Annotated in this window: 27 protein-coding genes; 16 read left to right on the forward strand and 11 right to left on the reverse strand. The window is 57.4% G+C overall.

All coding sequences use genetic code 11. The annotated features are described in order from the left end of the window. The first annotated feature begins 7 nt into the window (after positions 1 to 7). From rpe to trpS, 3 genes are read left to right on the forward strand one after another with little or no spacing between them, the layout of a single operon-like run. A complete protein-coding gene (gene rpe, locus DD606_RS04170; protein ID WP_032608046.1) occupies positions 8 to 685 on the forward strand; it encodes a ribulose-phosphate 3-epimerase in 678 nt (225 codons plus the stop codon). After that, the gene (gene gph / locus DD606_RS04175) at positions 678 to 1,439 is read left to right on the forward strand and encodes a phosphoglycolate phosphatase (RefSeq protein WP_032608044.1); all 762 of its coding nucleotides are present in this window, start codon (positions 678 to 680) and stop codon (positions 1,437 to 1,439) included. Before rpe ends, gph begins: the two co-directional genes overlap by 8 nt. Beyond that, positions 1,432 to 2,436: a tryptophan--tRNA ligase gene (gene trpS, locus DD606_RS04180; protein ID WP_023298773.1), complete on the forward strand. Its 1,005-nt coding sequence runs from the start codon at positions 1,432 to 1,434 to the stop codon at positions 2,434 to 2,436. The genes gph and trpS overlap by 8 nt, the downstream gene beginning before the upstream one ends. Positions 2,437 to 2,508: 72 nt before the next feature. Here trpS and DD606_RS04185 read toward each other — a convergent pair whose 3' ends face one another. The 5 genes from DD606_RS04185 to tsgA form a co-directional block, all read right to left on the reverse strand. Further along, entirely contained in the window at positions 2,509 to 2,679 is a 171-nt protein-coding gene (locus tag DD606_RS04185) for a YhfL family protein (RefSeq protein WP_008503029.1), read from the reverse strand. 143 nt (positions 2,680 to 2,822) lie between these two features. Beyond that, a complete protein-coding gene (gene cysG / locus DD606_RS04190) occupies positions 2,823 to 4,196 on the reverse strand; it encodes a siroheme synthase CysG (protein WP_129258265.1) in 1,374 nt (457 codons plus the stop codon). 134 nt (positions 4,197 to 4,330) lie between these two features. Further along, on the reverse strand, positions 4,331 to 4,657 hold the full coding sequence (gene nirD / locus DD606_RS04195) for a nitrite reductase small subunit NirD (protein ID WP_003861642.1): 327 nt from the start codon (positions 4,655 to 4,657) through the stop codon (positions 4,331 to 4,333). After that, positions 4,654 to 7,197 carry a nitrite reductase large subunit NirB gene (gene nirB, locus DD606_RS04200; RefSeq protein WP_129258267.1) on the reverse strand — a complete coding sequence of 848 codons (2,544 nt, stop codon included), beginning with the start codon at positions 7,195 to 7,197 and terminating at the stop codon, positions 4,654 to 4,656. Before nirB ends, nirD begins: the two co-directional genes overlap by 4 nt. 259 nt (positions 7,198 to 7,456) lie before the next feature. Further along, positions 7,457 to 8,641 (reverse strand): MFS transporter TsgA, encoded by a 1,185-nt coding sequence (gene tsgA / locus DD606_RS04205; protein WP_003861648.1) that lies wholly within the window; start codon positions 8,639 to 8,641, stop codon positions 7,457 to 7,459. A gap of 278 nt (positions 8,642 to 8,919) precedes the next feature. On the opposite strand from tsgA, the gene ppiA reads away from it, so the two are divergent. From ppiA to DD606_RS04230, 4 genes are all read left to right on the forward strand, one after another. Further along, positions 8,920 to 9,492, forward strand: a complete 573-nt coding sequence (gene ppiA / locus DD606_RS04215; protein WP_003861649.1) for a peptidylprolyl isomerase A — start codon at positions 8,920 to 8,922, stop codon at positions 9,490 to 9,492. Between the two features lie 105 nt (positions 9,493 to 9,597). Further along, positions 9,598 to 10,182 carry a putative adenosine monophosphate-protein transferase Fic gene (locus tag DD606_RS04220; RefSeq protein ID WP_003861652.1) on the forward strand — a complete coding sequence of 195 codons (585 nt, stop codon included), beginning with the start codon at positions 9,598 to 9,600 and terminating at the stop codon, positions 10,180 to 10,182. A gap of 30 nt (positions 10,183 to 10,212) precedes the next feature. Beyond that, complete coding sequence (gene pabA, locus DD606_RS04225; protein ID WP_003861654.1) at positions 10,213 to 10,776, forward strand: aminodeoxychorismate synthase component 2; 564 nt, start codon at positions 10,213 to 10,215, stop codon at positions 10,774 to 10,776. Positions 10,777 to 10,863: 87 nt separating this feature from the next. After that, positions 10,864 to 12,084, forward strand: coding sequence for an aspartate aminotransferase family protein (locus DD606_RS04230; protein WP_003861656.1), 1,221 nt, complete (start codon positions 10,864 to 10,866; stop codon positions 12,082 to 12,084). Here DD606_RS04230 and DD606_RS04235 read toward each other — a convergent pair. Both DD606_RS04235 and crp read right to left on the reverse strand, forming a co-directional pair. Beyond that, positions 12,081 to 14,168: a YccS/YhfK family putative transporter gene (locus DD606_RS04235; protein WP_050870196.1), complete on the reverse strand. Its 2,088-nt coding sequence runs from the start codon at positions 14,166 to 14,168 to the stop codon at positions 12,081 to 12,083. The genes DD606_RS04230 and DD606_RS04235 overlap by 4 nt on opposite strands. Positions 14,169 to 14,225: 57 nt before the next feature. Beyond that, positions 14,226 to 14,858, reverse strand: coding sequence for a cAMP-activated global transcriptional regulator CRP (gene crp, locus DD606_RS04240; RefSeq protein ID WP_000242758.1), 633 nt, complete (start codon positions 14,856 to 14,858; stop codon positions 14,226 to 14,228). Positions 14,859 to 15,168: 310 nt separating this feature from the next. On the opposite strand from crp, the gene DD606_RS04245 reads away from it, so the two are divergent. Further along, complete coding sequence (locus tag DD606_RS04245; RefSeq protein ID WP_129258270.1) at positions 15,169 to 15,573, forward strand: OsmC family protein; 405 nt, start codon at positions 15,169 to 15,171, stop codon at positions 15,571 to 15,573. 66 nt (positions 15,574 to 15,639) lie between these two features. Here DD606_RS04245 and DD606_RS04250 read toward each other — a convergent pair whose 3' ends face one another. The 3 genes from DD606_RS04250 to DD606_RS04260 are packed head-to-tail and all read right to left on the reverse strand — an operon-like array spanning position 15,640 to position 17,777. Beyond that, on the reverse strand, positions 15,640 to 16,509 hold the full coding sequence (locus tag DD606_RS04250) for a phosphoribulokinase (RefSeq protein ID WP_003861663.1): 870 nt from the start codon (positions 16,507 to 16,509) through the stop codon (positions 15,640 to 15,642). A 30-nt stretch (positions 16,510 to 16,539) separates the two neighbouring features. Then, positions 16,540 to 16,758, reverse strand: a complete 219-nt coding sequence (locus DD606_RS04255) for a YheU family protein (RefSeq protein WP_003861664.1) — start codon at positions 16,756 to 16,758, stop codon at positions 16,540 to 16,542. Further along, the gene (locus DD606_RS04260) at positions 16,755 to 17,777 is read right to left on the reverse strand and encodes a hydrolase (RefSeq protein ID WP_023314942.1); all 1,023 of its coding nucleotides are present in this window, start codon (positions 17,775 to 17,777) and stop codon (positions 16,755 to 16,757) included. The genes DD606_RS04255 and DD606_RS04260 overlap by 4 nt, the downstream gene beginning before the upstream one ends. Before the next feature lie 228 nt (positions 17,778 to 18,005). Between DD606_RS04260 and mdcA the strand changes: the two genes are divergently transcribed. The 8 genes from mdcA (at position 18,006) to mdcH (ending at position 25,052) form a co-directional block, all read left to right on the forward strand. Continuing rightward, on the forward strand, positions 18,006 to 19,661 hold the full coding sequence (gene mdcA / locus DD606_RS04265; RefSeq protein ID WP_023298766.1) for a malonate decarboxylase subunit alpha: 1,656 nt from the start codon (positions 18,006 to 18,008) through the stop codon (positions 19,659 to 19,661). Further along, positions 19,661 to 20,518, forward strand: a complete 858-nt coding sequence (locus DD606_RS04270) for a triphosphoribosyl-dephospho-CoA synthase (RefSeq protein ID WP_032608032.1) — start codon at positions 19,661 to 19,663, stop codon at positions 20,516 to 20,518. The genes mdcA and DD606_RS04270 overlap by 1 nt, the downstream gene beginning before the upstream one ends. A gap of 9 nt (positions 20,519 to 20,527) precedes the next feature. After that, on the forward strand, positions 20,528 to 20,827 hold the full coding sequence (gene mdcC, locus DD606_RS04275; RefSeq protein WP_000411786.1) for a malonate decarboxylase acyl carrier protein: 300 nt from the start codon (positions 20,528 to 20,530) through the stop codon (positions 20,825 to 20,827). Further along, the gene (locus DD606_RS04280; protein WP_003861672.1) at positions 20,820 to 21,653 is read left to right on the forward strand and encodes a biotin-independent malonate decarboxylase subunit beta; all 834 of its coding nucleotides are present in this window, start codon (positions 20,820 to 20,822) and stop codon (positions 21,651 to 21,653) included. Before mdcC ends, DD606_RS04280 begins: the two co-directional genes overlap by 8 nt. Then, complete coding sequence (gene mdcE, locus DD606_RS04285) at positions 21,653 to 22,453, forward strand: biotin-independent malonate decarboxylase subunit gamma (RefSeq protein ID WP_045894758.1); 801 nt, start codon at positions 21,653 to 21,655, stop codon at positions 22,451 to 22,453. The genes DD606_RS04280 and mdcE overlap by 1 nt, the downstream gene beginning before the upstream one ends. 123 nt (positions 22,454 to 22,576) lie before the next feature. After that, a complete protein-coding gene (locus tag DD606_RS04290) occupies positions 22,577 to 23,536 on the forward strand; it encodes an AEC family transporter (RefSeq protein ID WP_045894704.1) in 960 nt (319 codons plus the stop codon). Positions 23,537 to 23,538: 2 nt separating this feature from the next. Continuing rightward, positions 23,539 to 24,156: a malonate decarboxylase holo-ACP synthase gene (locus tag DD606_RS04295; protein ID WP_003861679.1), complete on the forward strand. Its 618-nt coding sequence runs from the start codon at positions 23,539 to 23,541 to the stop codon at positions 24,154 to 24,156. Beyond that, positions 24,156 to 25,052, forward strand: a complete 897-nt coding sequence (gene mdcH, locus DD606_RS04300) for a malonate decarboxylase subunit epsilon (protein WP_045330106.1) — start codon at positions 24,156 to 24,158, stop codon at positions 25,050 to 25,052. Before DD606_RS04295 ends, mdcH begins: the two co-directional genes overlap by 1 nt. 39 nt (positions 25,053 to 25,091) lie before the next feature. Here mdcH and DD606_RS04305 read toward each other — a convergent pair whose 3' ends face one another. After that, a complete protein-coding gene (locus DD606_RS04305; RefSeq protein ID WP_023323815.1) occupies positions 25,092 to 26,024 on the reverse strand; it encodes a LysR substrate-binding domain-containing protein in 933 nt (310 codons plus the stop codon). Positions 26,025 to 26,027 lie beyond the last annotated feature (3 nt).

Raw genomic sequence — 26,027 nt, forward strand, 5'->3', positions numbered from 1 at the left:
GATGCGGATGAAACAGTTTTTGATTGCCCCCTCAATTCTGTCGGCCGATTTTGCCCGCCTGGGTGAAGACACTGCTAAAGCTCTCGCGGCTGGCGCGGATGTCGTCCATTTCGACGTTATGGATAACCACTACGTTCCCAACCTGACCATCGGTCCGATGGTGCTTAAAGCACTGCGTAACTACGGGATCACCGCGCCCATTGACGTGCATCTGATGGTGAAACCGGTTGACCGCATCGTACCCGATTTCGCCGCGGCGGGTGCCAGCATCATCACTTTCCACCCGGAAGCCTCCGAACATGTTGACCGCACGCTACAGCTGATCAAAGAGAACGGCTGTAAGGCGGGACTGGTCTTTAACCCGGCGACCCCGCTGAGCTATCTCGACTACGTGATGGACAAGCTGGACGTGATCCTGCTGATGTCCGTCAACCCAGGCTTTGGTGGTCAGTCATTTATCCCTCAGACCCTCGACAAACTGCGTGAAGTGCGCCGCCGTATCGATGAGTCTGGCTATGATATTCGTCTGGAAGTGGACGGCGGCGTGAAGGTCAATAACATCGGAGAGATTGCGGAGGCAGGGGCGGATATGTTCGTCGCAGGCTCCGCCATCTTCGATCAACCGGATTACAAAAAAGTCATTGATGAAATGCGCCGTGAACTGGCGAAGGTAAGTCATGGATAAATTGCAGGCTATTCGGGGTGTAGCATTTGACCTCGACGGCACGCTGGTCGACAGCGCGCCAGGATTAACCAGCGCCGTCGATCAGGCGCTGTATGCCCTTGAACTCCCCGTTGCAGGCGAAGAGCGCGTCGTGACGTGGATTGGTAACGGTGCAGACGTGCTGATGGAGCGCGCGCTGACCTGGGCTCGTCAGGAGCGTGCCTCTCAGCGTTCCGCGCAAGGTAAACCGAGTGTTGACCACGCGGATATTCCCCAGGATGAGCAGCAGCGTATTCTGCGCAAACTGTTCGACCGTTTCTACGAAGAGACCGTCGAAGAGGGCAGCTTCCTGTTCCCGGATGTCGCTGAAACGCTGAGCGCGCTATATGCTAAAGGCATCCCGCTGGGGCTGGTAACTAACAAGCCGACACCGTTCGTTGCGCCTCTGCTGGAAGCGCTGGATATCGCGAAATACTTCTCCGTGATTGTGGGCGGCGATGACGTACAGAATAAAAAGCCGCATCCGGAACCGCTATTGCTGGTGGCAGGAAAATTATCCTTAGCACCTGCGGAGCTGCTCTTTGTCGGGGATTCCCGCAATGATATTCTGGCTGCCAGAGCGGCAGGTTGCCCGTCGGTTGGGTTGACCTACGGCTACAACTACGGTGAAGCCATTACGCTGAGTGAGCCGGACGTTGTGTTCGACCACTTCAAAGATTTGTTGCCCGCACTCGGGCTCTCGCACAGTGAACATCAGGAATTGAATAATGACTAAGCCCATCGTTTTTAGTGGCGCACAGCCTTCAGGTGAACTGACCATTGGTAACTACATGGGTGCGTTACGTCAGTGGGTGAGCATGCAGGATGACTACCACTGCATTTACTGCATCGTGGATTTGCATGCTATCACCGCGCGTCAGGATCCAGAGAAGCTTCGCAAAGCAACGCTCGATACGCTGGCGCTGTACCTGGCGTGCGGTATCGATCCCGAGAAGAGCACCATTTTCGTTCAGTCTCACGTACCAGAGCACGCGCAGCTGGGCTGGGCGCTGAACTGCTACACCTATTTCGGCGAGCTGAGCCGCATGACCCAGTTCAAGGATAAGTCTGCGCGCTACTCTGAGAACATCAACGCCGGTCTGTTTGACTATCCGGTGCTGATGGCGGCCGACATTCTGCTGTACCAGACCAACCAGGTGCCGGTGGGTGAAGACCAGAAGCAGCACCTGGAGCTGAGCCGCGATATTGCCCAGCGCTTCAATGCGCTTTACGGCGACGTGTTCAAAGTGCCTGAGCCGTTTATTCCGAAATCCGGCGCGCGCGTGATGTCCCTGCTGGAGCCGACCAAAAAGATGTCCAAGTCTGACGATAACCGCAACAACGTTATCGGCCTGCTGGAAGATCCGAAATCGGTGGTGAAAAAGCTCAAGCGTGCGGTGACCGACTCCGATGAGCCGCCAGTGGTGCGCTACGACGTGCAGAACAAAGCGGGCGTATCCAACCTGCTGGACATTCTCTCCGGTGTGACCGGACAGAGCATCCCTGAGCTGGAAAAACACTTTGAAGGCAAGATGTACGGCCACCTGAAAGGCGAAGTGGCAGACGCCGTTTCCGGCATGCTGACCGAGTTGCAGGAGCGCTATCACCGTTACCGTAACGACGAAGCTTTCCTGCAAAAAGTGATGAAAGAGGGCGCAGAAAAAGCCAGCGCGCGCGCGTCGGAAACCCTGAAAGCGGTGTACGAGGCGATTGGGTTTGTGGCGAAACCTTAAGCCGCCACCCGACAAATACGGACTCAATAAAAAAACCGGGAAATTCCCGGTTTTTTTACGCCTGAAAAACGCTTACTGCTGTGCCGCCGGGCCGCAACCGCCGATGATCTTCGAAATGGAGATCGCCGGATGCAGCAGGTAATCGTAGCTGCAATTATTTTTAGTATTTTGAACGTGACCGGTGCAGGCCGTCAGAGTTGATAACAGGCCGACCAGAACGGCAGCTTTTGCCAGTTTGAACATACGCATTCCTTGTCTAAAAATCTAAAATTGGATGTAACACGAGGGAATAAATGGAAAAGTTCCATTATGCGGGCGGTATGTTATCGACTGAGGTATGAAGGGAGTAGTCCGCATAAGGACTACTCCAGGAAGAGAGACTATGGTTAGTGGTTTGAGAACCAGTTCAGCTTTTCGCGCAGCTCAACCACGCGTCCAACAACGATCAGCGCCGGGCTTTGAACCTGCTGCGCCAGCTCACCCAGCTGCGTCAGCACGCCATCGACCACGTGCTGCGTAATGGCGGTGCCGTTTTCCACCAGTGCGACCGGCATATCTGCTTCCATGCCGTGCTCCAGCAGTTTCGCCTGAATCGTGGCTGCCTGATTTAGCCCCATGTAGAAGACCAGCGTCTGCTTTTCAGCGGCCAGATTATGCCAGTCCAGCTCGCTGCCGGTTTTCAGGTGGCCCGTCACCAGGCGCACGCTCTGGGCATAGTCGCGATGGGTTAACGGAATGCCGGAATAGGCAGAACAGCCGGATGCCGCCGTAATACCCGGCACCACGGAGAATGGAATGCCCGCGTTGCAGAGAGTTTCCAGCTCCTCGCCGCCGCGACCAAAGATAAAGGGATCGCCCCCTTTCAGACGCACCACACGCTTACCTTTCTGCGCTTCCCGCAGCAGGATCTGGTTGATCTCCTCCTGCGGTACGCAGTGATAACCTGCCCGTTTGCCGACGAACACGCGGTCAGCATCGCGGCGTACCAGATTCATGATGTCATCAGAGACCAGACGGTCATACACCACGATGTCCGCCTGCTGGATCTGCTGGAGACCCTTCAGCGTCAGCAAGCCCGCATCGCCGGGACCTGCGCCCACCAGTACCACTTCACCGCGATGATCCAGCGGCTCGCTCAGGAGCTGTTCGGTCGTCTCTTCAACGGCTTTGGTGTCCTGATTGGCCAGCGACTGCGCCAGCCTGTCATTGACAAAGAACTTCTCCCAGAAGCGACGGCGTTCGCCCACGGTTGCGAAGGTTTGCTTCACGCGGGAACGCAGCTGCCCGGCGTATTGGGCAATCTGGCCAAGATGCTGCGGCAGCACGGCTTCCAGTTTTTCCCGCAGCAGACGGGCAAGAACGGGCGAGCGGCCACCGGACGACACCGCAATCATCAGCGGTGAACGGTCGATAATCGACGGCATGATAAAGCTCGCCTCTTTCGGCGCATCCACCACGTTACAGAAGATGCGGCGCGCTTCGCAGGCGTCGCTGACGCGCTGGTTAACGTCATCGTTATCCGTTGCGGCGATGGTCAGCCAGCAGGTATCCAGCAGGGATTCATCAAATTCGCCCTGCACCTGGGTGAGCATCCCTTCCTGCGCCCAGACGTCAAACTGTGGGGCGAAGGTGAGGGCGTTAACGGTCAGTCGGGCGCCCGCCTCTAACAGCAGGCGCGCCTTGCGTTCAGCCACATCGCCGCCGCCCACGAGCAGGCAGTCGCGGTTGCGTAATTGACAAAAAATCGGCAGGTGATCCACGACGTTACCTCACAGCATTCATGGCGGGGGAAGAATTGACGTCAGGATAACAGCAGGAATCGTACAGAACATACGGTTTTTCCTGCCGTTACCCATAAGGGGTCATAAGCCTTTCCTATTGAAAAGGCGAGGGGTTACCCTTTCAGCTGCACCTTGCCGTCCTTCACGCGGACGTCGTAGTGTTTGACCGAGAAGCTTTCATCTTCCATGCAGCGCCCGTCGGTTAAGCGGAAGCGCTGCTTTTTCAGCGGGCTGGCAACCCACAGTTCGCCCTGGTGCTCCGCAATCAGACCGCGGGAGAGCACGCTGGCCTCGAAGAACGGGTCGATATTGCTGATGGCATAGACCTGTTCATCGTGGCGAGGACGGAAAATCGCCACCTGCTCGTTGCCCAGCAGGGCACAGACGCCGGTTGCTGGCAGAATGTCGTTAATATTGCAGATGTTTACCCACTGGCTCATGCGTTTTCCTCCACCAGCATCACCGGAATACGTTCATACGGGGTCGCTGGACGATGCTGTTCACGCTCCGGCACCACCTGCACGTTCGGGTCGCGCTGGGTGCTGTTGATAAAGTGTTTGAAGCGCGTCTGCGCCGCTGGCGTGTTCACGGTTTCGGTCCACTCGCAGATCACCGCCTCGCGCAGGCGAGTCATCTCGGATTCCAGCTGTTCATTCAGGCCCAGCTTGTCGTCGATAATGACCGACTTCAGGTAGTCGATGCCGCCCTCGAGGTTATCAAGCCAGGAGGCGGTACGGGTCAGCTTATCGGCGGTACGGATGTAGAACATCATGAAACGGTCGAGGTATTTGATCAGCGTATCGCGATCGAGATCGGCGGCCAGCAGATCCGCGTGGCGAGGTTTCATCCCGCCGTTGCCGCACACGTACAGGTTCCAGCCTTTCTCGGTGGCAATAATACCCACGTCTTTACCCTGCGCTTCCGCACATTCGCGGGTACAGCCGGAGACGCCGAACTTCATTTTGTGCGGGGTACGGATGCCTTTGTAGCGGTTTTCCAGCTCAACGCCGAATCCCACGCTGTCGCCGACGCCGTAGCGACACCAGGTGCTGCCCACGCAGGTTTTCGCCATGCGCAGCGCTTTGGCGTACGCGTGGCCGGTTTCGAAGCCCGCTTCAATCAGCTGACGCCAGATTTCCGGCAGGTCATCTTTCTGCGCGCCGAACAGGCCGATACGCTGGGAACCGGTGATTTTGGTGTACAGGTTAAACTCACGGGCGATACGACCCACGGCGACCAGCCCTTCCGGGGTGATTTCCCCTCCGGCAGAACGCGGGATCACCGAGTAAGTCCCGTCTTTCTGAATATTGGCCAGGAAGTTATCGTTGGTGTCCTGAAGCGGAGTGTGTTCTGGTTTGAGCACATATTCGTTCCAGCAGGACGCCAGCAGCGAACCAACGGTAGGCTTACATACCTCACAGCCATAGCCCTGGCCGTGTTTCTCCAGCAGTTCGTCAAAGGACTTAATGCCCTCCACGCGGATCAGGTGGTACAGCTCCTGGCGAGAGTAAGCGAAGTGCTCGCACAGGTTGTTGTTCACTTCAATGCCCTGTTTTGCCAGCTCGGCGTTCAGCACCTGGGTGACCAGCGGGATACAGCCGCCGCAGCCGGTCCCGGCTTTGGTTTCCGCCTTCAGCGCCGCAACGGTGTGGCAGCCTTTGTTAATGGCGGAGATCAGCATGCCTTTGGTGACGTCGAAGCAGGAACAGATTTGCGCGCTGTCCGGCAGTTTATCCACGCCAATGGACGGCTTACCGCTGGAGGCGTGCGCCGGGAGGATCAGCGCGTCCGGGTTTTCCGGCAGCTCAATGGCGTTCAGCACCAGCTGGAGCAGGTTGCCGAAGTCGCTGGTGTCGCCCACCAGCACCGCCCCGAGCAGGGTTTTGTTGTCCTGGCTGACGATAAGACGTTTGTAGACTTCTTTGCTTTCGTCCAGATAAACATAGCTGCGGGAGTTCGGGGTGCGACCATGCGCATCGCCAATACCGCCCACGTCCACGCCCAGCAGCTTCAGCTTGGCGCTCATGTCTGCGCCGGTGAAGGCGTTTTCGCTGCCGAGGATATGGTCAACGGCGACCTGCGCCATTTTGTACCCAGGCGCGACCAGGCCGAATACGCGGTTGTTCCAGCTGGCGCATTCGCCGATGGCGTAAATATCCGGGTCGGAGGTCTGGCAGGTGTCGTTAATCATGATCCCACCGCGCTGCGCGACGGCCAGACCGCATTGCGTTGCCAGCTTGTCGCGCGGGCGGATACCGGTGGAGAAGACGATGAAGTCCACTTCCAGCTCGCTGCCGTCGGCAAAGCGCATGGTTTTGCGTGCTTCAGTCCCTTCCTGAATGATCTCTTTGGTGTTTTTGCTGGTGTGAACTTTCACGCCCATGCTTTCGATCTTACGGCGCAGCTGATCGCCACCCATGTGGTCGAGCTGTTCGGCCATCAGCATCGGGGCAAATTCGATAACGTGGGTTTCAACGCCGAGGTTTTTCAGCGCGCCTGCCGCTTCCAGACCCAGCAGACCACCGCCGACAACCGCGCCGCGTTTGCTTCGACGTGCGCAGGATTCAATGGCGTTGAGGTCTTCAATGGTACGGTAAACGAAGCAATCCTGGGTTTCCGACCCTTTAATAGGCGGGATCCACGGATACGAGCCCGTCGCCATGATCAGCTTATCGTAAAAAACCGTACGTCCGGCGCTGGAGTGGATTACTTTCTCCTGACGGTTGATGGTGATAGCGCGTTCGCCCACCAGCACTTTTACGCCATGCTTCTCGTAGAACCCTTCACGCACCAGAGAGAGCTCTTCGGCGGTATGGTGAGAGAAGTAGGAAGACAAGTGCACACGGTCGTACGCCTTGCGGGGTTCTTCACAGAACACGGTAATATCGAACTGCTCAGCATCGGCTTTATCGAGAAGATCCTCAATAAAGCGGTGGCCGACCATGCCGTTACCGATGATAGCGAGTCTGACTTTGCTCATTTTTGCCTCGATTTCTTTTCTATTACTGCCTACCTTAACGATTCAGCAGGGGCACTTATTGATGCAAATCAAATACGCCTTCACCTACCCCTTAGGGGGTATATCTATGATTTGTCAGGATTTTTATAAGTGACGGATATTGTTTGATTTTTGTGCTTGTTCGTTTTTCGCACAAAATTAATGGGGTTTTTACCCATCGGCGGGCAGGGCGGGTGAGCTGGGGGAAACCCCTTTGCAGTACGCAAAGGGGTTACGGCGATTAGTGGGTAGCTGTTGCCGGGTTGTGTTGACGGTGACGGGTCACAAAGCCCAGCACGAAGCACATGATAAACACCACGGCGTATAGACCGTTAGCGGTATGCAGCGCCGCCAGCGGGCCGCTGTGCGCAACAATCGGGCCCGTGACCACGAAGGTCAGCATGGTGCCGATGGTGCCGCAGGTCAGCACAAAGTTCACCAGCTTTGGCGAGGCCACTTTGGTCTGAAGAGAGCCAAGGGTGATGATCGAGGTATAAATCGCGCTGGAGAAGAAGCCCAGGGTCAGGATGAACCACGGCATATGCTCCGGGGAACCGTTGATGAACAGATACATCAGCACGGTCGCCAGACCCGCCAGAACGGTCAGGATCCGTTGCAGGTCGAAGAAGCGCAGGATAAAGCTAAATGCCCACATGCCGAACATGTAAGACATCCAGAAATCGCTCACCAGTTTACCCGCGTCGTTCAGGCTCATGCCCAGACCTTTAGCATACTCTGGAACCCAGGAGATAAAGCCCAGCTGGCCGAGGATGTAACACAGCGCGGCGATGGAGAGGAACAGTACGCCGATACCCCATTTTTCTTTCGCAACCGGCTCGGATGTAGTCTGCGCTTTTTTGCCCAGCACCGGGAACTCGCAGCCGAAGGTGAGAATAAAGATCGCGACATAGACCAGACCAATGCAGGCATATACCCAGTACCACTCAATGCTGCGCGCCAGAAGATACGCGGCGACCATCGGGAAAATCATCCCGGCCATGCTGAAGAAGGAGTCGGTGAACAGCAGACGTGCGCCGCGCTGGCGGCCTTCATACATGTGCGTAATCAGAAACGTACCGATCGACATGGTGATCCCGCTCACCAGGCCCAGTACGAACATGGCGGCAGAGAAGAGGGCGATGCTGTGGCTCAACATCAGGCCCGCCACGGCGGCAACCATCAGCACGAAGCCAAAACGCAGCTGCGTTTTCAGCGGCACGATTTCCATCAGCCATGCATTAAGGAAAATAGAGATCAGGATCCCCGCGTTCAGGAAGGTGAAGGTGTTACTCATGCTGGAAACGGGCAGCTGGAAGTAGTCTGCGATATTTCCCATCACCATCCCGGTGACGATCACCAACGCGCCGGTCAGGGCGTAAGAGAAGAAGCTGATCCATGTGAGCTTGATGCGATTGCTGTTAGTCATGTCTGGCCTGTTAAAAGTAAAGAAAAACGCAATGGCTGCGTTTGAGCGGGCAGATTTTAGTCGCGAAAGTGATCTAATTAAATCTTTTCAGAAAATTTTGAGCACAATTGCAGGTTTTAACGTGATGCAGATCACATTATGTTGCGGGGTGAACAATCGTTTGCGCGGTAATAATTGTTTCAATTTGGTAAAATTAGGTAAAAGACTGGTCTGGGTTCATACTGCTCTTTAGAATCAAGCCATTCGCTTTTTATACTGCGCTTTGTTAAGGAATTCTCATGCTCAAATCAACACTGGCGGCTGTTGCAGCTGTGTTTGCTCTTTCTGCCGTTTCCCCTGCTGCGCTGGCAGCCAAAGGAGACCCTCACGTCCTGCTGACTACCTCTGCGGGGAATATTGAGCTGGAGCTGGATAGCCAGAAAGCCCCTGTTTCGGTGAAAAACTTCCTCGACTACGTGAACAGTGGTTTTTATAACAACACCACATTCCACCGCGTGATCCCGGGCTTTATGATTCAGGGTGGCGGTTTTAACGAGCAGATGCAGCAGAAACAGCCTAACCCGCCCATCAAAAATGAAGCTGACAACGGCCTGCTGAACAAGCGCGGCACCATCTCGATGGCGCGTACGGCGGACAAAGACAGCGCCACCAGCCAGTTCTTCCTCAACGTGGCTGATAACGCCTTCCTGGACCACGGTCAGCGCGACTTTGGCTACGCGGTGTTTGGCAAAGTGGTGAAAGGCATGGACGTGGCGGATAAGATCTCTCAGGTTCAGACTCACGATGTCGGTCCATACCAGAATGTGCCGACTAAGCCTGTCGTCATTCTCTCCGCGAAAGTGCTGCCGTAATCGTTCGTCCACACGGGCATATCCTGCCCGTGTCTTTCCGCCCTCCCTGCGAAAGCGCGTTTTGCTGCTTATACTTGTGGCAAACGGACTATTCAGGGAGGCGTAGTGAAAAAACTCACCGACAAGCAAAAATCCCGTCTCTGGGAGCAACAACGTAGTGTCAATTTTCAGGCCAGCTGCCTCCTTGAAAAAGGTAAGGGGCCCGCTGAACCCGATATCGAGACGCTGGAACTGGGGCCTTCCGCACCGGGTTTACCCCATCTGTGTCTTATTCACCGCCATTTATTCCGCAACGAAATGAAAGGCGCGGGCGAGCTGCGCACCGCCGATATTTCCAAGGGCGACATTCCTTTTTGCCATTTCGAGTACATCGAGAAAGTGGGTAATGAGCTGATGGCTTCGCTGGAAAGTGATAAATATCTGGTAGGCCTTCAGAAAGAAGAGTTTACAGACAGAATCAGTCATTACTACTGTGAAATCAACATGCTACATCCGTTTATGAGCGGTAATGGCGTGGCCCAGCGGATCTTCTTTGAACAACTGGCTATTCATGCGGGCTACGTGCTGAACTGGCAGGGGATCGACCCGGACGACTGGGCTGCCGCCAACCAGAGCGGGGCGATGGGGGATTTGACCGCCCTGAACGTCATCTTCGCCAAAGTTGTGAGCGAAGCGCGGGAATCTGCGTAAAATAGGGCGGCCATTTTTTCAGGAGCCGCCATGATTCTGCTGATTGATAACTATGATTCCTTTACCTGGAACCTCTACCAGTATTTTTGCGAGCTGGGGGCAGAGGTGGTTGTCCGCCGTAACGATGAGATCGCGCTGGATGACATTGACGCGCTGGCACCTCAGAAAATCGTGATTTCGCCCGGGCCGTGTACCCCGTCGGAGTCCGGCATCTCGCTGGCGGTAATCCAACACTATGCGGGCAAACTGCCGATTCTGGGCGTCTGCCTGGGTCACCAGGCCATTGCGCAGGTCTTTGGCGCCACCATTGTCCGTGCCGCGAAAGTCATGCATGGCAAAACCTCACCGATCACACACACCGGTACCGGCGCATTCCTGGGGCTAAACAATCCGTTAACCGTGACGCGCTACCATTCTCTGATTATTGATCCGCCGACCCTGCCGGCCTGCTTTGAGGTTACCGCCTGGAGCGAGACGCAGGAGATCATGGGCATTCGCCACCGCGAGTACGATCTGGAAGGTGTGCAGTTCCACCCGGAAAGCATTCTCAGCGAACAGGGGCACGCGCTGCTGGCCAATTTCCTTAATCGCTGAATATCGGTTGCCTTGCTGTGATTTTTTATGCATATTTTGTGATTATATTTTCACAATAACTGTGACATAAAAATGGATGGTCATGACATGGCAACTGAACAACCAGCAATTACCCGCGCGACATTCGATGAAGTGATCCTGCCGATTTATGCACCGGCTGAGTTTATCCCGGTGAAAGGGAGAGGCAGCCGCGTCTGGGATCAGCAGGGCAACGAGTATGTTGATTTCGCAGGCGGTATTGCGGTGACGGCACTGGGCCATTGCCATCCTGCGCTGGTGGACGCGCTGAAAACGCAGGGCGAAACGCTGTGGCACACCAGCAACGTGTTCACCAACGAACCGGCGCTGCGTCTGGGGCGTAAGATCATCGATGCCACCTTCGCCGAACGCGTGCTGTTTATGAACTCCGGCACCGAAGCCAACGAAACCGCCTTTAAGCTGGCGCGCTACTACGCAACCACGCGTCATAGTCCGTACAAAACCAAAATCATCGCCTTCCATAACGCCTTCCACGGTCGCTCGTTCTTTACCGTTTCCGTGGGCGGCCAGCCGAAGTATTCCGACGGCTTTGGTCCGAAACCTGCGGATATCATCCACGTGCCGTTTAACGATCTGCACGCCGTTAAAGCGGTGATGGACGATCACACCTGTGCCGTGGTGGTCGAGCCCATTCAGGGGGAAGGCGGCGTCACGGCGGCCACCCCGGAATTTCTGCAAGGGCTGCGCGAACTGTGTGACGAGCACCAGGCGCTGCTGGTGTTTGATGAAGTGCAGTGTGGGATGGGGCGTACCGGGGATCTGTTCGCTTATATGCACTACGGCGTAACGCCGGATATTCTGACCAGCGCGAAAGCGCTCGGCGGCGGTTTCCCGGTCAGTGCGGTACTCACTACCCAGGATATCGCTTCCGCATTTCATGTGGGCTCACACGGCTCCACCTACGGCGGTAATCCGCTGGCGTGTGCCGTGGCGGGTGCGGCGTTCGATATCATTAATACGCCGGACGTCCTGAATGGCGTGAATGCGAAACGCGATCTGTTTGTGAAACATCTTCAGCAGATTGACGAACAGTTTGATGTCTTCAGCGAAATCCGCGGAATGGGGCTGCTGATTGGCGCCGAGTTGAAGCCTCAGTATAAAGGCCGCGCGCGCGATTTCCTGCACGCCGCCGCGCACGAAGGCGTCATGGTGCTCAATGCCGGGCCGGACGTGATGCGCTTTGCGCCATCGCTTGTGGTGGAAGACAAAGACATCGAAGACGGATTAACCCGTTTTGCCGCGGCAGTCGCGAAGATCGTCAGCGGCTAATACGCGGTTCGTTTTAACCGGCGCGTTAACCAAATCCCGTGATGCGGGCGCTGACGCCATGCCACCGACGAAATGGTGTGCATGGTGTTCAGGTGGCCGAGAACGCGCTGTAAATGCTGCTCAAGGGTGCTCATCGGCCCGTGGGTCAGCGTCTCCGGCGCTTCCAGAATGTTCGAATCACCTGACTCGCCCGGTGCATCATACTCCAGGCGCTGCTGACAGCGCTGCAACGCAATTTCACACGACTGCAAATAGCGCTGCGCCAGATCCGGCGTCAGCATCGTGTGCTCCCGCGCCAGCGTCGTCATGGCATTGATGTGCTCGACGATAAACTGGCTGTGCGTGACCCACAGCTTCATGTCAGCCAGATAGTGCGCGTTAAAGCCCGGCTCCTGCATGGCCTGGTTAAGGGAGTTGAACAGGGCGTTATGCGCCTGGTTGACCTTCATGCGCTCGTAGGCCAGCGGAGAGGGCTGTGGGTCATCGCTCAGGATCAGACGAATGGCCTGCTGGTCAGCTTCCAGCGCGTCGTGGGCGTTCTGCCTCAACAGCCCGCTCTGCCACTGCGGCCACAGCCAGACCATGCCGCCAAAGGCGATCAGGCAGCCAATCAGCGTATCGACCAGACGGGCAATAATAAACTGTTCCCCGTTAAGCGTGAGCAGTTGAAGGGTATACACCGCCGTCACCGTAAAGCCCACCATCGCCCAGCCGTAGTTTTTGCGGATAATCAGATAGCTCACCAGCGTGATTGCCAGCATACCGGCCAGGGTATAGCCCTCCGGCACGTGGAAGTGCAGCGTTATGCCCGCGATAATCAGCCCCGCCATCGTGCCGCCCGCCCGATGCAGAATACGGACCCGCGTGGCGCCATAGCCGTTCTGGGTAACAAACAGTACGGTCATTAAGATCCAGTAGGGTTTCGGCAGGTGCAGGGCCATTCCCATCAGGCTGGCGATGCTCAGCATCACACTGATCCGTGCGGCATTGCGCAGGGCAGAAGATTTCAGTGAAAGATAGCTTTTGAGCGCGGGCAGCAGCGGCAGCCGTTTTTGCTTATCGGCCATCAGGTCGCGGGCATAAAGCGGGCGCTGGGTGCGTAACACCCGGGCGATGCGGCTGAAATGCCAGGCAGCAAATTGCCCGACCGGGTTATCCGCGTGCTGACGCGCAATCTTTTCCAGCGCGCCGAGCTGTTTGTCCATGTTAAAGCGCGTCGGGTAGCGGTGATAGAGGATATCGTCAGCCAGCACCCGCAGGCGGGCCGCGACGGTCTGCGCGTTCCAGCGGATCACCGCTTCTGCATGGCTGCGCTCCACCAGCTTTTGCACCTCTTCCGGATTATGAAGGCTGACGGAGATATGCTCCTGCAAATCCAGCCCGACCTGGAAGATTCGCAGCAGCCGCTTGTATTCATGATTTTTGTTGGCGGCAAGCATGTGCAGCTGCTGATAGCACTGGCTGATCAGATCCACCACTTTTTGCTGGCGCGCCAGTAGCGGCGGCAGGGATTTTTCCGGGTCGGTATGTTGAGTGAGCAGGGTGTATTTTGCTTCGCAGTATTCAGCAAGCTGCACGTAGAGCAGGCTCAGGGATTCGCGCAGCGGCTGTTCCCGCCACAGCCAGAACCAGAACCAGTTAAACAGCCCGTACCACAGCGTGCCGAGGGCGTAGATCAGCAATGGCTCCCACACCGGCATATTACCTGCAAGGCTTAAGGTGAAGATGGCGGCAATCAGCGACGCGGGAAGCAGGCGGGCGTGCAGCGAGCTGATTTCGGCGGTGACGCCGAGCGTCATCGCCAGCACGGTCAGGATCAACGGCAGAGGAATGTCGCGGGCCAGTAAGAGTTGTACGGCAAGGCTACAGCCGGCAAACAGGCAGCCGCCAATAATCAGACGTTTAAAAAAGCGTTTATGCGGCGTATCCAGACCGGCAATGTTGCAGCAGGCGGGCACGAGGGAAAACAGCAGGCCTTGCTGAAGATGTCCGAGGAGCAGGCCCACGGCCACGGGAAGACACAACACCAGCGTTTGTCGTAGTGCGTAGTTAACTTCCGGGTGATAGATCAGCCTGCGCCACATGAGGAGTAGAGACAAAAACGGCGTGCCACCCTGCGGCGGCACGCCGTTTGACCGGAATTAACGGGTCCCGTAAACCACGATGGTTTTACCGTGGGCGGAGATCAGGTTCTGATCTTCCAGCATCTTCAGGATACGGCCCACTGTTTCACGGGAGCAGCCGACGATCTGACCGATTTCCTGGCGGGTAATTTTAATTTGCATACCGTCAGGGTGGGTCATGGCGTCTGGCTGTTTCGCCAGGTTCAACAGCGTCTGCGCGATACGACCGGTCACGTCCAGGAAGGCGAGGTTACCCACCTTCTCAGAGGTCACTTGCAGACGGCGTGCCATCTGGGAAGAGAGACGCATCAGGATGTCAGGGTTGACCTGAATCAGCTGACGGAATTTCTTATAAGAAATTTCAGCCACTTCACATGCTGTTTTTGCACGAACCCAGGCGCTACGTTCCTGGCCTTCTTCAAACAGGCCCAGTTCACCGATAAAATCGCCCTGGTTCAGATAAGAAAGGATCATCTCTTTCCCTTCTTCATCTTTGATCAGCACGGCCACCGAGCCTTTAACGATGTAATACAACGTTTCCGCTTTTTCACCCTGGTGAATCAGCGTGCTCTTTGATGGGTACTTATGAATGTGGCAATGAGACAAGAACCATTCGAGAGTCGGGTCTGTTTGCGGTTTGCCAAGCACCATGCGCTGTTATCCTCTGTTATAAGCTGTCACCAGAGTCATAAGATGCATCCGGACTCTGGGGTTGCAATCGAATTCTTACCCATACCTGGGAAGTCGGCTGTCGTAACGTTTCGCAGCCAGTAAAGTTTGATGTCCTCTGCATACATGTGTAACGTCAATGTATTACTGTAGCATCCAGAGTGTTTTAGCATAGCTTTCGCCGCGTGTCTCCTGGTGTCTCGCTTCAGCATGACGCAGGTCGCCTTCCGTTGCGAGAAATGTAACGTACACGTAATCTGTCATAAAAAATGCAACGTTGGAGTGAGTGAATATGCAAGCGCGTGTGAAATGGGTTGAAGGGTTAACGTTCCTGGGCGAGTCTGCTTCCGGGCACCAGGTTTTGATGGATGGCAACTCCGGCGATAAAGCGCCAAGCCCGATGGAGATGGTGCTGATGGCGGCGGGCGGATGCAGCGCGATCGACGTGGTGTCGATCCTGCAAAAAGGCCGTCATGACGTGACCGATTGTGAAGTGAAGCTGACGTCAGAACGTCGCGAAGAGGCGCCACGCCTGTTCACGCATATTAATCTGCACTTTATCGTCACTGGCAAAGAACTGAAGGATGGGGCGGTCTCGCGTGCGGTTGACCTGTCTGCGGAGAAATACTGCTCTGTGGCGTTAATGCTGGAGAAAGCGGTAAACATCACCCATTCGTATGAAGTGATAGAGGCTTAATTATTGGGGCATCGTGCGTGTTGATGCCCTCACCCTAACCCTCTCCCACGGGGAGAGGGAACATGTTCACGCGATCTGCTTCCCTTCCATCAGCCGCTGCACCAGCGGTGTCATGATAAGTTCCATTGCCAGCCCCATTTTTCCCCCGGGCACCACTAACGTATTCATGTGCGAAATAAACGAACCTTGTAGCATCGCCAGCAGCCAGGGGTAATCAATGCCTTCCAGGTTGCGGAAGTGGATCACCACAAAGCTCTCGTCCAGGGAAGGGATGCTTTTTGCGGCGAACGGGTTGGAGGTGTCCACGGTGGGGACGCGCTGGAAGTTAATGTGGGTTCGGGAGAACTGCGGCGTCAGGAAGTTGATGTAATCTTCCATGGAGCGCACCACCGAGTCCATGACCGCCTCTCGCGAATGGCCGCGCTCGCTCATGTCACGCGTCAGCTTCTGGATCCACTCAAGGTTAACAATCGGCACCACCCCCACCAGCAAATCCACGTGGCGCGCCACGTCGTGCTGAGGCGTCACCACGCCGCCGTGCAATCCTTCGTAAAACAGCACGTCAGTCGGTTCCGGCAGCGGCTGCCAGGGCGTGAACGTGCCGGGGACCTGGTTCCAGGGCACGGCTTCATCGTAGGTGTGGAGATACTTGCGGGACTGCCCGGTACCGCTTTGCCCGTATTCACGGAAGGTTTGCTCCAGCAGGCCGAAGTCATTGGCCTCCGGGCCGAAGTAGCTGATGTGTTTACCCAGATCGCGCGCCTTGCGGATGGCCATATCCATCTCCGGGCGCGTGTAGCGGTGAAAGCTGTCGCCTTCTACCTCGGCCGCCCGTAAGTTAAGCTGGGCGAAGATCTTGCGGAAGGCGAGGCTGGTGGTAGTGGTTCCCGCCCCACTCGAACCCGTAACGGCAATAACCGGATGTCTGGCAGACATAGCAACTCCCTGACTGGAAAAGTGTAAAGATCAGCCATGAAACGCGTTGCGGGGCATGATATTGACCGTCTCATGCAGTTCGGACCATACCAGCACCACGTCGCCGCTTTTAAGCTGGCGCTTAACATCGTTGACCTTTTGTTCAAGCGAACGTTCATGTTCACCATAATCGGTGCCTTCGCGCAAGACAAAGCTTTCAATCAGATTATCGAGCGTTTCGGGAGAGAGATCCTGCCAGGGAATAATCATTTTTTACCGTCCAGATAGGCCGTTAACCAGTCGGGTATACGCGTCTCAAGCCACATTTTTGGCCGACGCAGCGTGCCGCCAACAAAGCCGACGTGCCCGCCGAACTCGGTGAGCTGATACTCCACGTTATCCGGCAGATAGTCAGGGGCGGGGATCGAGTGATGATCCATAAACGGATCGTCTTTGGCGTGGATAATCAGCGTGGGTTTCGTGATTTGATTCAGTAAAGGCATGGCGCTGCACTGACGGTAATAGTCAATCGCATCGGCAAAACCGTGAATTTTCGAGGTGATCAAATCATCAAACTCGCGCAGGCGCTTCACGCGTTTGAGCTGTTGCAGCGTCACAGGCAGCGTATCCGGATAGGCCTTCAGCTTGCGCGCGGCGTTGGCTTTCAGCAGGTTGAGCAGGTAGCGCTGGTACACTCGCGAAAAGCCCTTTTCCATATGATAGCTGCACTGCTCCAGCATAAACGGCGCAGAGACAATCACCGCCGCATCCAGCGGTACGGCGTCGCTCTCCTTCGCCAGCAGACAGGCCAGCATATTGCCGCCCAGCGAATACCCCACCGCTGCCGTTGGCGCCTCGCCGAAATTGTCTCTTAGCCAGCGCAGGAACCAGGTGCCGTCCTCGGTTTCACCCGAGTGATAAATGCGTTTCTGACGATTAGGCTCGCCGCTGCATCCGCGAAAATGCATCACCACCCCAAGCCAGCCGCGGGCTTTCGCCGCCTCAATGAGTCCGTGTGCGTAAGGGCTGTGCAGGCTGCCTTCCAGACCGTGAAACACTACCAGACGGGGTTTATGTCTGGCCCGATCCGGATCTTCGCTCCAGGCGAGATCCAAAAAGTCGCCATCCGGCAAATCCAGGCGTTGCCAGTGCGGGGTGAACTGTACCTTGCGGCGGATCAGGCGCGGCAGCATGGTTTGCAGGTGAGGGTTAGCCACACCGCGCATGGGCACGAACTCTGCGCTCTCTTCGGCTGCAATGTCGAAGTCTGAGGGAATGATTTGGGTCATAAGGGCGATGCTGATTCTTGTCAGAAATTAACTATACCTTCCGAATTGTACCCCGTTTAGCCCGTTTTTCCGAAACATGAACTGATCCCGATCACAAATATTTACCTTGATTATTACTCTCAGGCTAATGATTTGCCTCTACGCTTAATTGATGCCTTTCTCACCAGAGCGCACACTTTACTCAACGTTAAGCAAATCAGAATGATGTGCTGAATCAGGAGGTTAATAATGTTATCTGGGCAAACACCCACCCGGCAATGGAACACCCGACGCAGTGAGAAAGCGCGTCGTCTGGCGTCCGTACCGGTGCAGGGCAAGGTACTGCCAACCGGCGATCTTGTCGCCATGCTGGAAAAACTGATCGCACCAGGCGACAAAGTCGTTCTGGAAGGCAACAACCAGAAGCAGGCGGATTTCCTTTCCCGTTCACTGGCGGAAGTGAACCCGCAAATCGTGCACGATCTGCATATGATCATGCCGAGCGTGGGCCGCAGCGAACATCTGGACATCTTTGAGAAAGGCATCGCCCGCAAGCTCGACTTCTCCTTCTCCGGTACGCAAAGCCTGCGCATTTCGCAGCTGCTGGAGGATGGTCAGCTCGAAATCGGGGCGATTCACACCTACATCGAACTCTACTCACGTTTATACGTCGACCTTTCGCCAAACGTGGCGCTGATTGCCGGTTTTAAAGCGGACCGCAAAGGGAACCTCTATACCGGGGCGAGTACCGAAGATACCCCGGCGCTGGTGGAAGCCGCCGCGTTCCACGACGGCATCGTCATCGCGCAGGTGAACGAGCTGGTGGACGACGAGTGCGACCTGCCGCGCGTCGATATTCCGGGCTCCTGGATCGATTACGTGGTGGTGGCGGACAAGCCGTTCTTTATTGAGCCGCTCTTCACCCGCGACCCGCGCCTGATTAAACAGGAACACATCCTGATGGCGATGATGGCGATTAAAGGCATCTACGCCGAACACCAGGTGCAGTCCCTGAACCACGGGATTGGCTTTAATACCGCAGCGATCGAACTGCTGCTGCCAACCTACGGCGAACAGCTCGGACTCAAAGGCAAAATCTGTAAACACTGGACTTTGAACCCGCATCCAACGCTGATCCCGGCCATCGAAAGCGGCTGGGTGGAGAGCGTCCACTGCTTCGGCGGCGAGCTGGGGATGGAAGAGTACATCCGCGCTCGTCCGGACGTGTTCTTTACCGGTGCTGACGGCTCCATGCGCTCTAACCGCGCCTTCTGTCAGCTGGCTGGTCAGTACGCGGTCGATATGTTTATCGGCTCCACGCTACAGGTTGATGGTTACGCTAACTCCTCAACCGTGACTCGCGGCCGTCTTTCCGGCTTCGGCGGCGCGCCAAACATGGGCCACGATCCGCACGGTCGTCGCCACGCCACACCGGCCTGGCTGAACATGATCACCGAGCCTGACCCGATGCAGCGCGGTAAAAAGCTGGTTGTGCAGATGGTGGAAACCTTCCAGGCGGGCGTGAAGCCAACCTTCGTGGAAAAACTCGACGCTGTTGACGTCGCGAAAGCCTCCGGTATGCCGCTGGCGCCGGTCATGATTTACGGCGATGACGTCACCCACGTGCTGACGGAAGAGGGGATTGCTTACCTCTACCGGGCGAAAGATCTGGAAGAGCGTCGCGCCATGGTCGCCGCCGTGGCGGGTATCACCGATATCGGTCTGGGCGTTGACGCCAAACGCGTGGCGGAACTGCGCCAGAGCGGCAAGGTTGTGTATCCGGAAGATATGGGCATTCGTCGTACCGATGCCACTCGCTCTCTGCTGGCTGCGGGCAGCGTGGCTGATCTCGTTGAGTGGTCCGGTGGTCTGTATAACCCACCTGCGAAATTCCGGAGCTGGTAATGAAACTTCTGCCCCAGATCCAGGTTGAAGGCGGTGCCGAATGGCTGGCGCGAACCGCCACGCAGTGTCTGATTGACGAAGCACGTTTAAGCCCGAAGCCCGGTCTGGTGGACAGCCGGGGGAACGGCGCGCACCACGATTTATCGCTTGCGCTGATGGAGCGCTCCGCTCGCAGCCTGACCCCCACGTTTCAGGCGCTGGCGCAGCAGAGCTGGCAGCGTCCGGCGGATATTGCCCTCCGGCAAACCGTTGGCCGCCTGGGTCGCGAAGGTGAACGGCAGATGATGGTCGCTACCGACGGCGTGAACACGCACCGTGGTGCGATCTGGGCGCTGGGATTGCTGGTGAGCGCGGTGGCGATGCTGGGCGGCGATGCCCGGGCGCAAACCGTCGCGAACATCGCCGCTCAGCTGGCGAAGCTGCCGGATGACGCGGCGCCGAAAGTGTTCAGCAAGGGGTTACGCGTCACGCACCGCTACCGTGTACCGGGTGCGCGTGAAGAGGCTCAGCAGGCGTTTCCGCACATCATGCAGCGCGCGCTGCCGCAGCTTCGCCTCAGCCGTCTCAACGGCAGCAGCGAAACGCAGGCCAGACTCGACGCGCTGATGGCGATCATGACCTCGCTCACCGACACCTGCGTGCTGTCGCGCGCCGGCATGGAGGGGCTGGACGCCATGCAGAACGGCGCCCGTGCAGTGCTGAACGCCGGAGGATGCGCAACGCTCGCCGGGCAGCAGGCGCTGGCGCGGTTAGACCGTCAGATGCTGGCGCTTAACGCCTCGCCGGGCGGAGCCGCAGACCTGCTTGCCGCCACGCTGTTTCTTGACCGCGTCGAAACGCCCTATTCAAAGCATTAAGAGGATGTTATGGAAAAAATCACATTGACCGTGCCCGCCAGCCGCGAAGTAAGCGGCAGGGCGCTGGCAGGGGTAGTCGGTTCCGGGGATATGGAGGTGCTTTTCACCGCCGAACCGGGCCAGACCTTAACCATTGATATCACCACCTCCGTCGACAACAGCCGCGGGCGCTGGGAGGCGTTGTTCAACCGCCTGCAAACCGTCAGCAGCCTGCCCGCAGGTAAGCTGACCATCCACGACTTCGGCGCGACGCCGGGCGTGGCACGCATTCGTATCGAACAGGTCTTTGAAGGGGTGAATCATGCGTGATGACAGCAGCTTTATCGAACTAAAAGCGCGCCAGCGTGCACAGGCGCTGCTCGACGACGGCAGCTACCGCGAACTGCTGGATCCGTTCGAAGGCATTATTTCTCCATGGCTTGGGCCACAGGGGATTGTTCCTCAGGCTGATGATGGCATGGTGGTCGCGAAAGGGACCATCAACGGCCAGCCTGCGGTGGTGGTGGCGATTGAAGGCACCTTCCAGGGCGGCAGCATGGGCGAAGTGTCCGGCGCCAAAATGGCGGCGGCGCTGGAGCTGGCGGCGGAAGATAACCGCAACGGCATTCCGACTCAGGCGGTACTGTGCCTCGAAACCGGTGGCGTACGTTTGCAGGAAGCCAACCTTGGCCTGGCGGCGATTGCCGATATCCACGCCGCGATCGTTGACCTGCGTCGCTATACCCCGGTCGTCGGGATTGTCGCCGGGACCGTAGGCTGCTTCGGCGGGATGTCTATCGCCGCGGCGCTGTGCAGCTATCTGATTGTGACCCGCGAAGCGCGTCTTGGCCTCAACGGCCCGCAGGTTATTGAGCAGGAAGCGGGCATTGAAGAGTACGACTCCCGCGACCGTCCGTTTATCTGGAGCATGACCGGCGGCGAAGTGCGCTATGAAAGCGGGCTGGTGGACGCGCTCGTCGGCGACGGCGTGAACGCGGTGAAAGCCGCGATGAACGAGGCCATCGCCAAAGGCGTACCGGCGAAACATCGCACCGATAACTACGACGATTATCTGAACCGTCTGACGAATTTCGACACCCGCAAACAGGCCGATGCCGAACAGATTAAAGCGCTTTTTGCCCGGGAGGTGAAATGATGACTAACTCAATTAGCCGTGGCGAACTCTGGCTGGAAACTCTGGCCCCGAACGCGAAACGTCTGGAGGGGTTATGCCCGTCCGTGCAGGCCGCAGACGGCGAGCTGAACGGTGAAACGGTGCGTTTTGTCGCCGTGGTGCCGGACGCCAACAACCACTTCCCGCGCGCGGCGCAAGGGGAAGTCGGCCTGCTGGAAGGCTGGACGCTGGCAAAAGTGGTCAGCGAAACCGTCGCCGCTGATGCAGATAAAGCCGTGAAGCACCCGATTGTGGCGGTGATCGATGTCCCAAGCCAGGCCTATGGCCGTCGCGAAGAGGCGTTTGGCATCCACCAGGCGCTGGCCGGCGCCGCTGCCGCCTACGCTAATGCGCGGCTGGCAGGTCATCCGGTGATTGGTCTTATCGTCGGTAAGGCCATGTCCGGCGCGTTTCTGGCGCACGGCTACCAGGCTAACCGTCTGATTGCCTTCAACGATAAAGGCGTGCTGATCCACGCCATGGGCAAAGAGTCTGCGGCGCGCATTACGCTGCGTACCGTTGAGGCGCTGGAAAAACTGGCGGCAACCATCCCGCCAATGGCGTACGACATCAGCAACTACGCCACGCTGGGGCTGCTTTCCGACCTGCTGGATATCAGCAATCCGGATGCCCCTTCCGAAAGCGATCTGACGCGGGTGAAAACCACCCTGCAACAGGCCATCAGTGACGCTCGTCAGGACACCACGTTGAAAAACCGTCTGGGTGCTGACAACCGCCGCAGCTCAGCGCTCGTACGTGAACGTATGCGAGCCAGCTGGTAAGTAAAAAGAGACCTGCCAGATGCATCACCCCGTGGGCGCGCCCGTTGCGTCCACGCGGGAACCTGCATCCTGAAAATAATAAACATCGCGCCAGTGCTTAAACTTTTTTACTACAGGTGATTTATGACTTACGTAATTGTTCATGCTCTTGCACCGATTTTCGTCATCATGCTGCTGGGATTCTGGGCCGGTAAGGCAAAGATGGTCGATAACAAAAATGTTTCCCTGCTGAATATCTTCGTGATGGATTTTGCACTCCCGGCCGCGCTATTCAGCGCCACCGTGCAAACCCCGTGGACCGGCATCGTGGCGCAGTCGCCGCTGATCCTGGTGCTCACCCTGGCGATGTGGATCACCTATGCGGTCATCTACTTCCTCGCGACAAACGTATTTAAAAAATCCCCGCAGGATGCGGCCGTGCTGACGCTCACCGTCGCCTTGCCAAACTATGCGGCGCTCGGCCTGCCGATTTTGGGCAGCGTGCTGGGTGAAAGTTCTTCTACTTCTCTCTCCGTGGCGGTCTCCATCGCCTGTGGTTCGGTGCTGATGACCCCGTTCTGCCTGCTGATTCTGGAGCGTGAGAAAGCCCGCGCCGAAGGCAATAACTCCGGTTCAACGCTTTCCATGCTGCCGGTGCTGATGTGGCGCTCCATTAAAAAACCGATCGTGATGGGCCCGCTGTTGGGTGTGATCCTGTCCGCTATCGGCATCACAATGCCGGAGCTGGTGCTGGCGGCGATTAAACCGCTGGGACTGTCCGCGACCGCTGCGGCGCTGTTCCTGACCGGCGTGATCCTCTCTGCCCGTAAGCTCCAGATCAACACCATGGTGATCACTTCTACTATCGCCAAGCTGCTGATCCAGCCAGCGATTGCCTGGGGTATCGTTTTAATCTTCGGTCTGCACGGCTCCGTGGCTATCACCGCCATCCTGATGATTGCGCTGTCTGCGGGCTTCTTTGGCGTGGTGTTCGGTAACCGCTTTGGCGTGCAGTCGCCGGATGCTGAAGCCGTGCTGCTGTTGAGCTCCATACTGTGTATCCTGTCGCTGCCGCTGTTTATCTCGCTGACTTCAGGAATGTAATCATGACCACAACATTACGCCCACACGACCTCATCTGGCTTACCGCGCGCGACGCCCTGGAAGGGATTACTGAATCCTGGGTGGACGCGGCCTGGCATACCGGGCTACCGGTAGTGGTACGGCGTGATGTTGATAATGAAGGCCGTATTCCCGTTGGCGTGCGCGGATTGCGCCGCGACCAGCGGGCGGCCGGATGGGTGAAGCCTGAGAACGTGTTGCGCGTGGTGTCGCCCGAAGATTTGAGCGTTGCCGCCGACCTGCTGCGTTCGCCGTTTATCACCCAGCCGCCGGTTCAGGTGGCGCTTCAGCTTGCGCAGCAGTCATGGCCGTGGACGTGGGGGATAACCGGCAGTACGGGTTACGCGCTGGCGACCGGCATTCCGGTGATCCACGCCGACAGCGATCTCGATCTGCTGATCCGCGCCCCGTGTACCGTTTCCCCTGAGGCGTTTACTGACTGGCAGGCTCAGCTCAGTCGTGCGTTGTGCCGGGCGGATACACAGGTGGATACGCCCGAGGGCGGATTCGCGCTGGCGGAATGGTTACGCGACGGCAAAACGCTGCTAAAAACGCAATATGGGCCGCGCCTGGTAGCGGATCCATGGCACAGGGAGGAGTAATGAAAATATTGTTTACCTTTCCGGGGCAGGGCACACAGCACGAAGGTATGCTGCAAAACCTGCCGGGAACGGAGCTGGAGCAGGCCCGTGCTGTGCTGGGGGCGGAAGTCGATACCCTGGACAGCGCATCCTCGTTAACCCACACCCGCGCGGTTCAGCTTTCGCTGTTGATTGCAGGCGTGACCTGGGCGCGCGAGCTGGAACGTCGCGGCGTGTCGCCGGATATTGTCAGCGGTCTGTCCATTGGCGCTTATCCTGCGGCGGTTATCGCCGGTGTGCTGGACTTTACGGACGCGCTGAAGCTGGTGGCGCTGCGCGGCGATCTGATGGAGCAGGCGTATCCCCACGGCTACGGCCTGACGGCGATAATGGGGTTGACCCTGCCCCAGGTGGAAAACCTGATTCAGGGGACAGGAACCTATATCGCTAACCTGAACGCCGAAACGCAGATCGTGATTGCCGGAGCCGATGACGGCATGGCGCAGGTAGCCGAACGCGCGCTGGCGAAGGGCGCGAACAAGGCCAAACGGCTGGCGGTAAGCGTACCGTCGCACTGTGAACTGCTGGCGGAACCGGCGCAGAAGCTGGCCGCAGCGTTTGAATCAGTCACGCTTTCACGCCCCCGCTGCGCGTACCTGAGCGGCAGTACCGGGCGCGTGCTTTGGCAGCCAGAGAAAATTGCCGACGACCTGGCGATGAATATGGCGCGAACCGTGCGCTGGCAGGAGGCGGTGATTTCCGCTAACGAGCGCGAAGCACGTCTGGCGATTGAGATGCCGCCAGGGGGTATTCTGACCTGTCTGACGCGGCAGGCGGCGTGGGAAGGCGAATCCATTTCGCTGGAGCGCAGCGGAGTGGACGTGGCGGTGCATCTGGCGGGTCGGCTTCAGCGGTGACTTTTTGCCCGGTAAGCGTAGCGCCACCGGGCAATAACATCAGGCACTATCCTGCAAACTTCTGGCATACATCCGCCCTTCCGCGGCCAGCGCCCGCAGGCTCGGATCCTGCTCGCGGTTGCGGGCAAAGACGATCGCAATCAGCTGCTGCATCTGGTACGGCTGCGCCAGCTTCAGTAGCTGCACCGAATTTTCGTACACTTTCTTCATCCTGCCCGGCATCAGCGTAAACCCGACCCCCGCCTGCACCAGGCTCAGCATCGAGAAGATATCGTTCACGCGCGTCACAATCTCCGGCTCGAAACCGGCGATATGAAACGCTTCCTGAAACCCGGCGTAAGTGGCGAACCCTTCCGCGAGGGCGACAAACTTCTGATCTTTATAATCACGCAGATCGGCGGGGCCGCTGGTATTCAGCGTGGCAGAAGCCGGTGCGGCAAGGAAAATATCGTCATGGAACAGAGGAAGCACTTCGAGGCTGTTACGGTCGATATCGCTTTCGGAAATAGAGATTAAAATCGCATCCAGCGATCCCTCATCCAGCATATGGAGCAGGGTTTCGTTCGAGCCCATCGTCAGATCCATCTCCAGATCCGGACGGCGCAGCTTCATGCCCATTATCAGGCGCGGCACGGTTTCCAGCGTCAGCGAGTAGAGCGTGCCGACGCGCAACCGTCCCTGGCCGATACCGGCGATCTTGCGCGACTCTTCCAGCCCGCGCTCCATCACCTGCATCACCTCCTGACAATACTCCAGCAGCGTCCATGCGGAGGGGAGGGCAATCAGGTTACGCCCTTTGTGAGCAAAGAGCGGGCAGCGGACGTTCTCTTCGAGGGTATGCAGCGCGCGGTGCACGCTGACACCGCTCAGGCCGAGCGTTTCGGCGGTACGTGCGATATTGCCCTTCTCCATGAACGTCATGAAGATGCTGAGCTTACGGAATGTAATCTCGCTCGTGGTATCGAAGCTCATAAC

Source organism: Enterobacter cloacae complex sp. GF14B (assembly GCF_004136805.1).
Classification (GTDB): domain Bacteria; phylum Pseudomonadota; class Gammaproteobacteria; order Enterobacterales; family Enterobacteriaceae; genus Enterobacter; species Enterobacter hormaechei_C.

Coding starts and splice junctions, on each gene's coding strand:
- rpe (WP_032608046.1), top strand. CDS start 8: ATGAAACAGTTTTTGATTGCCCCCTCAATTCTGTCGGCCGATTTTGCC.
- gph (WP_032608044.1), top strand. CDS start 678: ATGGATAAATTGCAGGCTATTCGGGGTGTAGCATTTGACCTCGACGGC.
- trpS (WP_023298773.1), top strand. CDS start 1,432: ATGACTAAGCCCATCGTTTTTAGTGGCGCACAGCCTTCAGGTGAACTG.
- DD606_RS04185 (WP_008503029.1), bottom strand. CDS start 2,679: ATGTTCAAACTGGCAAAAGCTGCCGTTCTGGTCGGCCTGTTATCAACT.
- nirD (WP_003861642.1), bottom strand. CDS start 4,657: ATGAGCCAGTGGGTAAACATCTGCAATATTAACGACATTCTGCCAGCA.
- nirB (WP_129258267.1), bottom strand. CDS start 7,197: ATGAGCAAAGTCAGACTCGCTATCATCGGTAACGGCATGGTCGGCCAC.
- tsgA (WP_003861648.1), bottom strand. CDS start 8,641: ATGACTAACAGCAATCGCATCAAGCTCACATGGATCAGCTTCTTCTCT.
- ppiA (WP_003861649.1), top strand. CDS start 8,920: ATGCTCAAATCAACACTGGCGGCTGTTGCAGCTGTGTTTGCTCTTTCT.
- pabA (WP_003861654.1), top strand. CDS start 10,213: ATGATTCTGCTGATTGATAACTATGATTCCTTTACCTGGAACCTCTAC.
- DD606_RS04230 (WP_003861656.1), top strand. CDS start 10,864: ATGGCAACTGAACAACCAGCAATTACCCGCGCGACATTCGATGAAGTG.
- DD606_RS04235 (WP_050870196.1), bottom strand. CDS start 14,168: ATGTGGCGCAGGCTGATCTATCACCCGGAAGTTAACTACGCACTACGA.
- crp (WP_000242758.1), bottom strand. CDS start 14,858: ATGGTGCTTGGCAAACCGCAAACAGACCCGACTCTCGAATGGTTCTTG.
- DD606_RS04245 (WP_129258270.1), top strand. CDS start 15,169: ATGCAAGCGCGTGTGAAATGGGTTGAAGGGTTAACGTTCCTGGGCGAG.
- DD606_RS04250 (WP_003861663.1), bottom strand. CDS start 16,509: ATGTCTGCCAGACATCCGGTTATTGCCGTTACGGGTTCGAGTGGGGCG.
- DD606_RS04255 (WP_003861664.1), bottom strand. CDS start 16,758: ATGATTATTCCCTGGCAGGATCTCTCTCCCGAAACGCTCGATAATCTG.
- DD606_RS04260 (WP_023314942.1), bottom strand. CDS start 17,777: ATGACCCAAATCATTCCCTCAGACTTCGACATTGCAGCCGAAGAGAGC.
- mdcA (WP_023298766.1), top strand. CDS start 18,006: ATGTTATCTGGGCAAACACCCACCCGGCAATGGAACACCCGACGCAGT.
- DD606_RS04270 (WP_032608032.1), top strand. CDS start 19,661: ATGAAACTTCTGCCCCAGATCCAGGTTGAAGGCGGTGCCGAATGGCTG.
- mdcC (WP_000411786.1), top strand. CDS start 20,528: ATGGAAAAAATCACATTGACCGTGCCCGCCAGCCGCGAAGTAAGCGGC.
- DD606_RS04280 (WP_003861672.1), top strand. CDS start 20,820: ATGCGTGATGACAGCAGCTTTATCGAACTAAAAGCGCGCCAGCGTGCA.
- mdcE (WP_045894758.1), top strand. CDS start 21,653: ATGACTAACTCAATTAGCCGTGGCGAACTCTGGCTGGAAACTCTGGCC.
- DD606_RS04290 (WP_045894704.1), top strand. CDS start 22,577: ATGACTTACGTAATTGTTCATGCTCTTGCACCGATTTTCGTCATCATG.
- DD606_RS04295 (WP_003861679.1), top strand. CDS start 23,539: ATGACCACAACATTACGCCCACACGACCTCATCTGGCTTACCGCGCGC.
- mdcH (WP_045330106.1), top strand. CDS start 24,156: ATGAAAATATTGTTTACCTTTCCGGGGCAGGGCACACAGCACGAAGGT.
- DD606_RS04305 (WP_023323815.1), bottom strand. CDS start 26,024: ATGAGCTTCGATACCACGAGCGAGATTACATTCCGTAAGCTCAGCATC.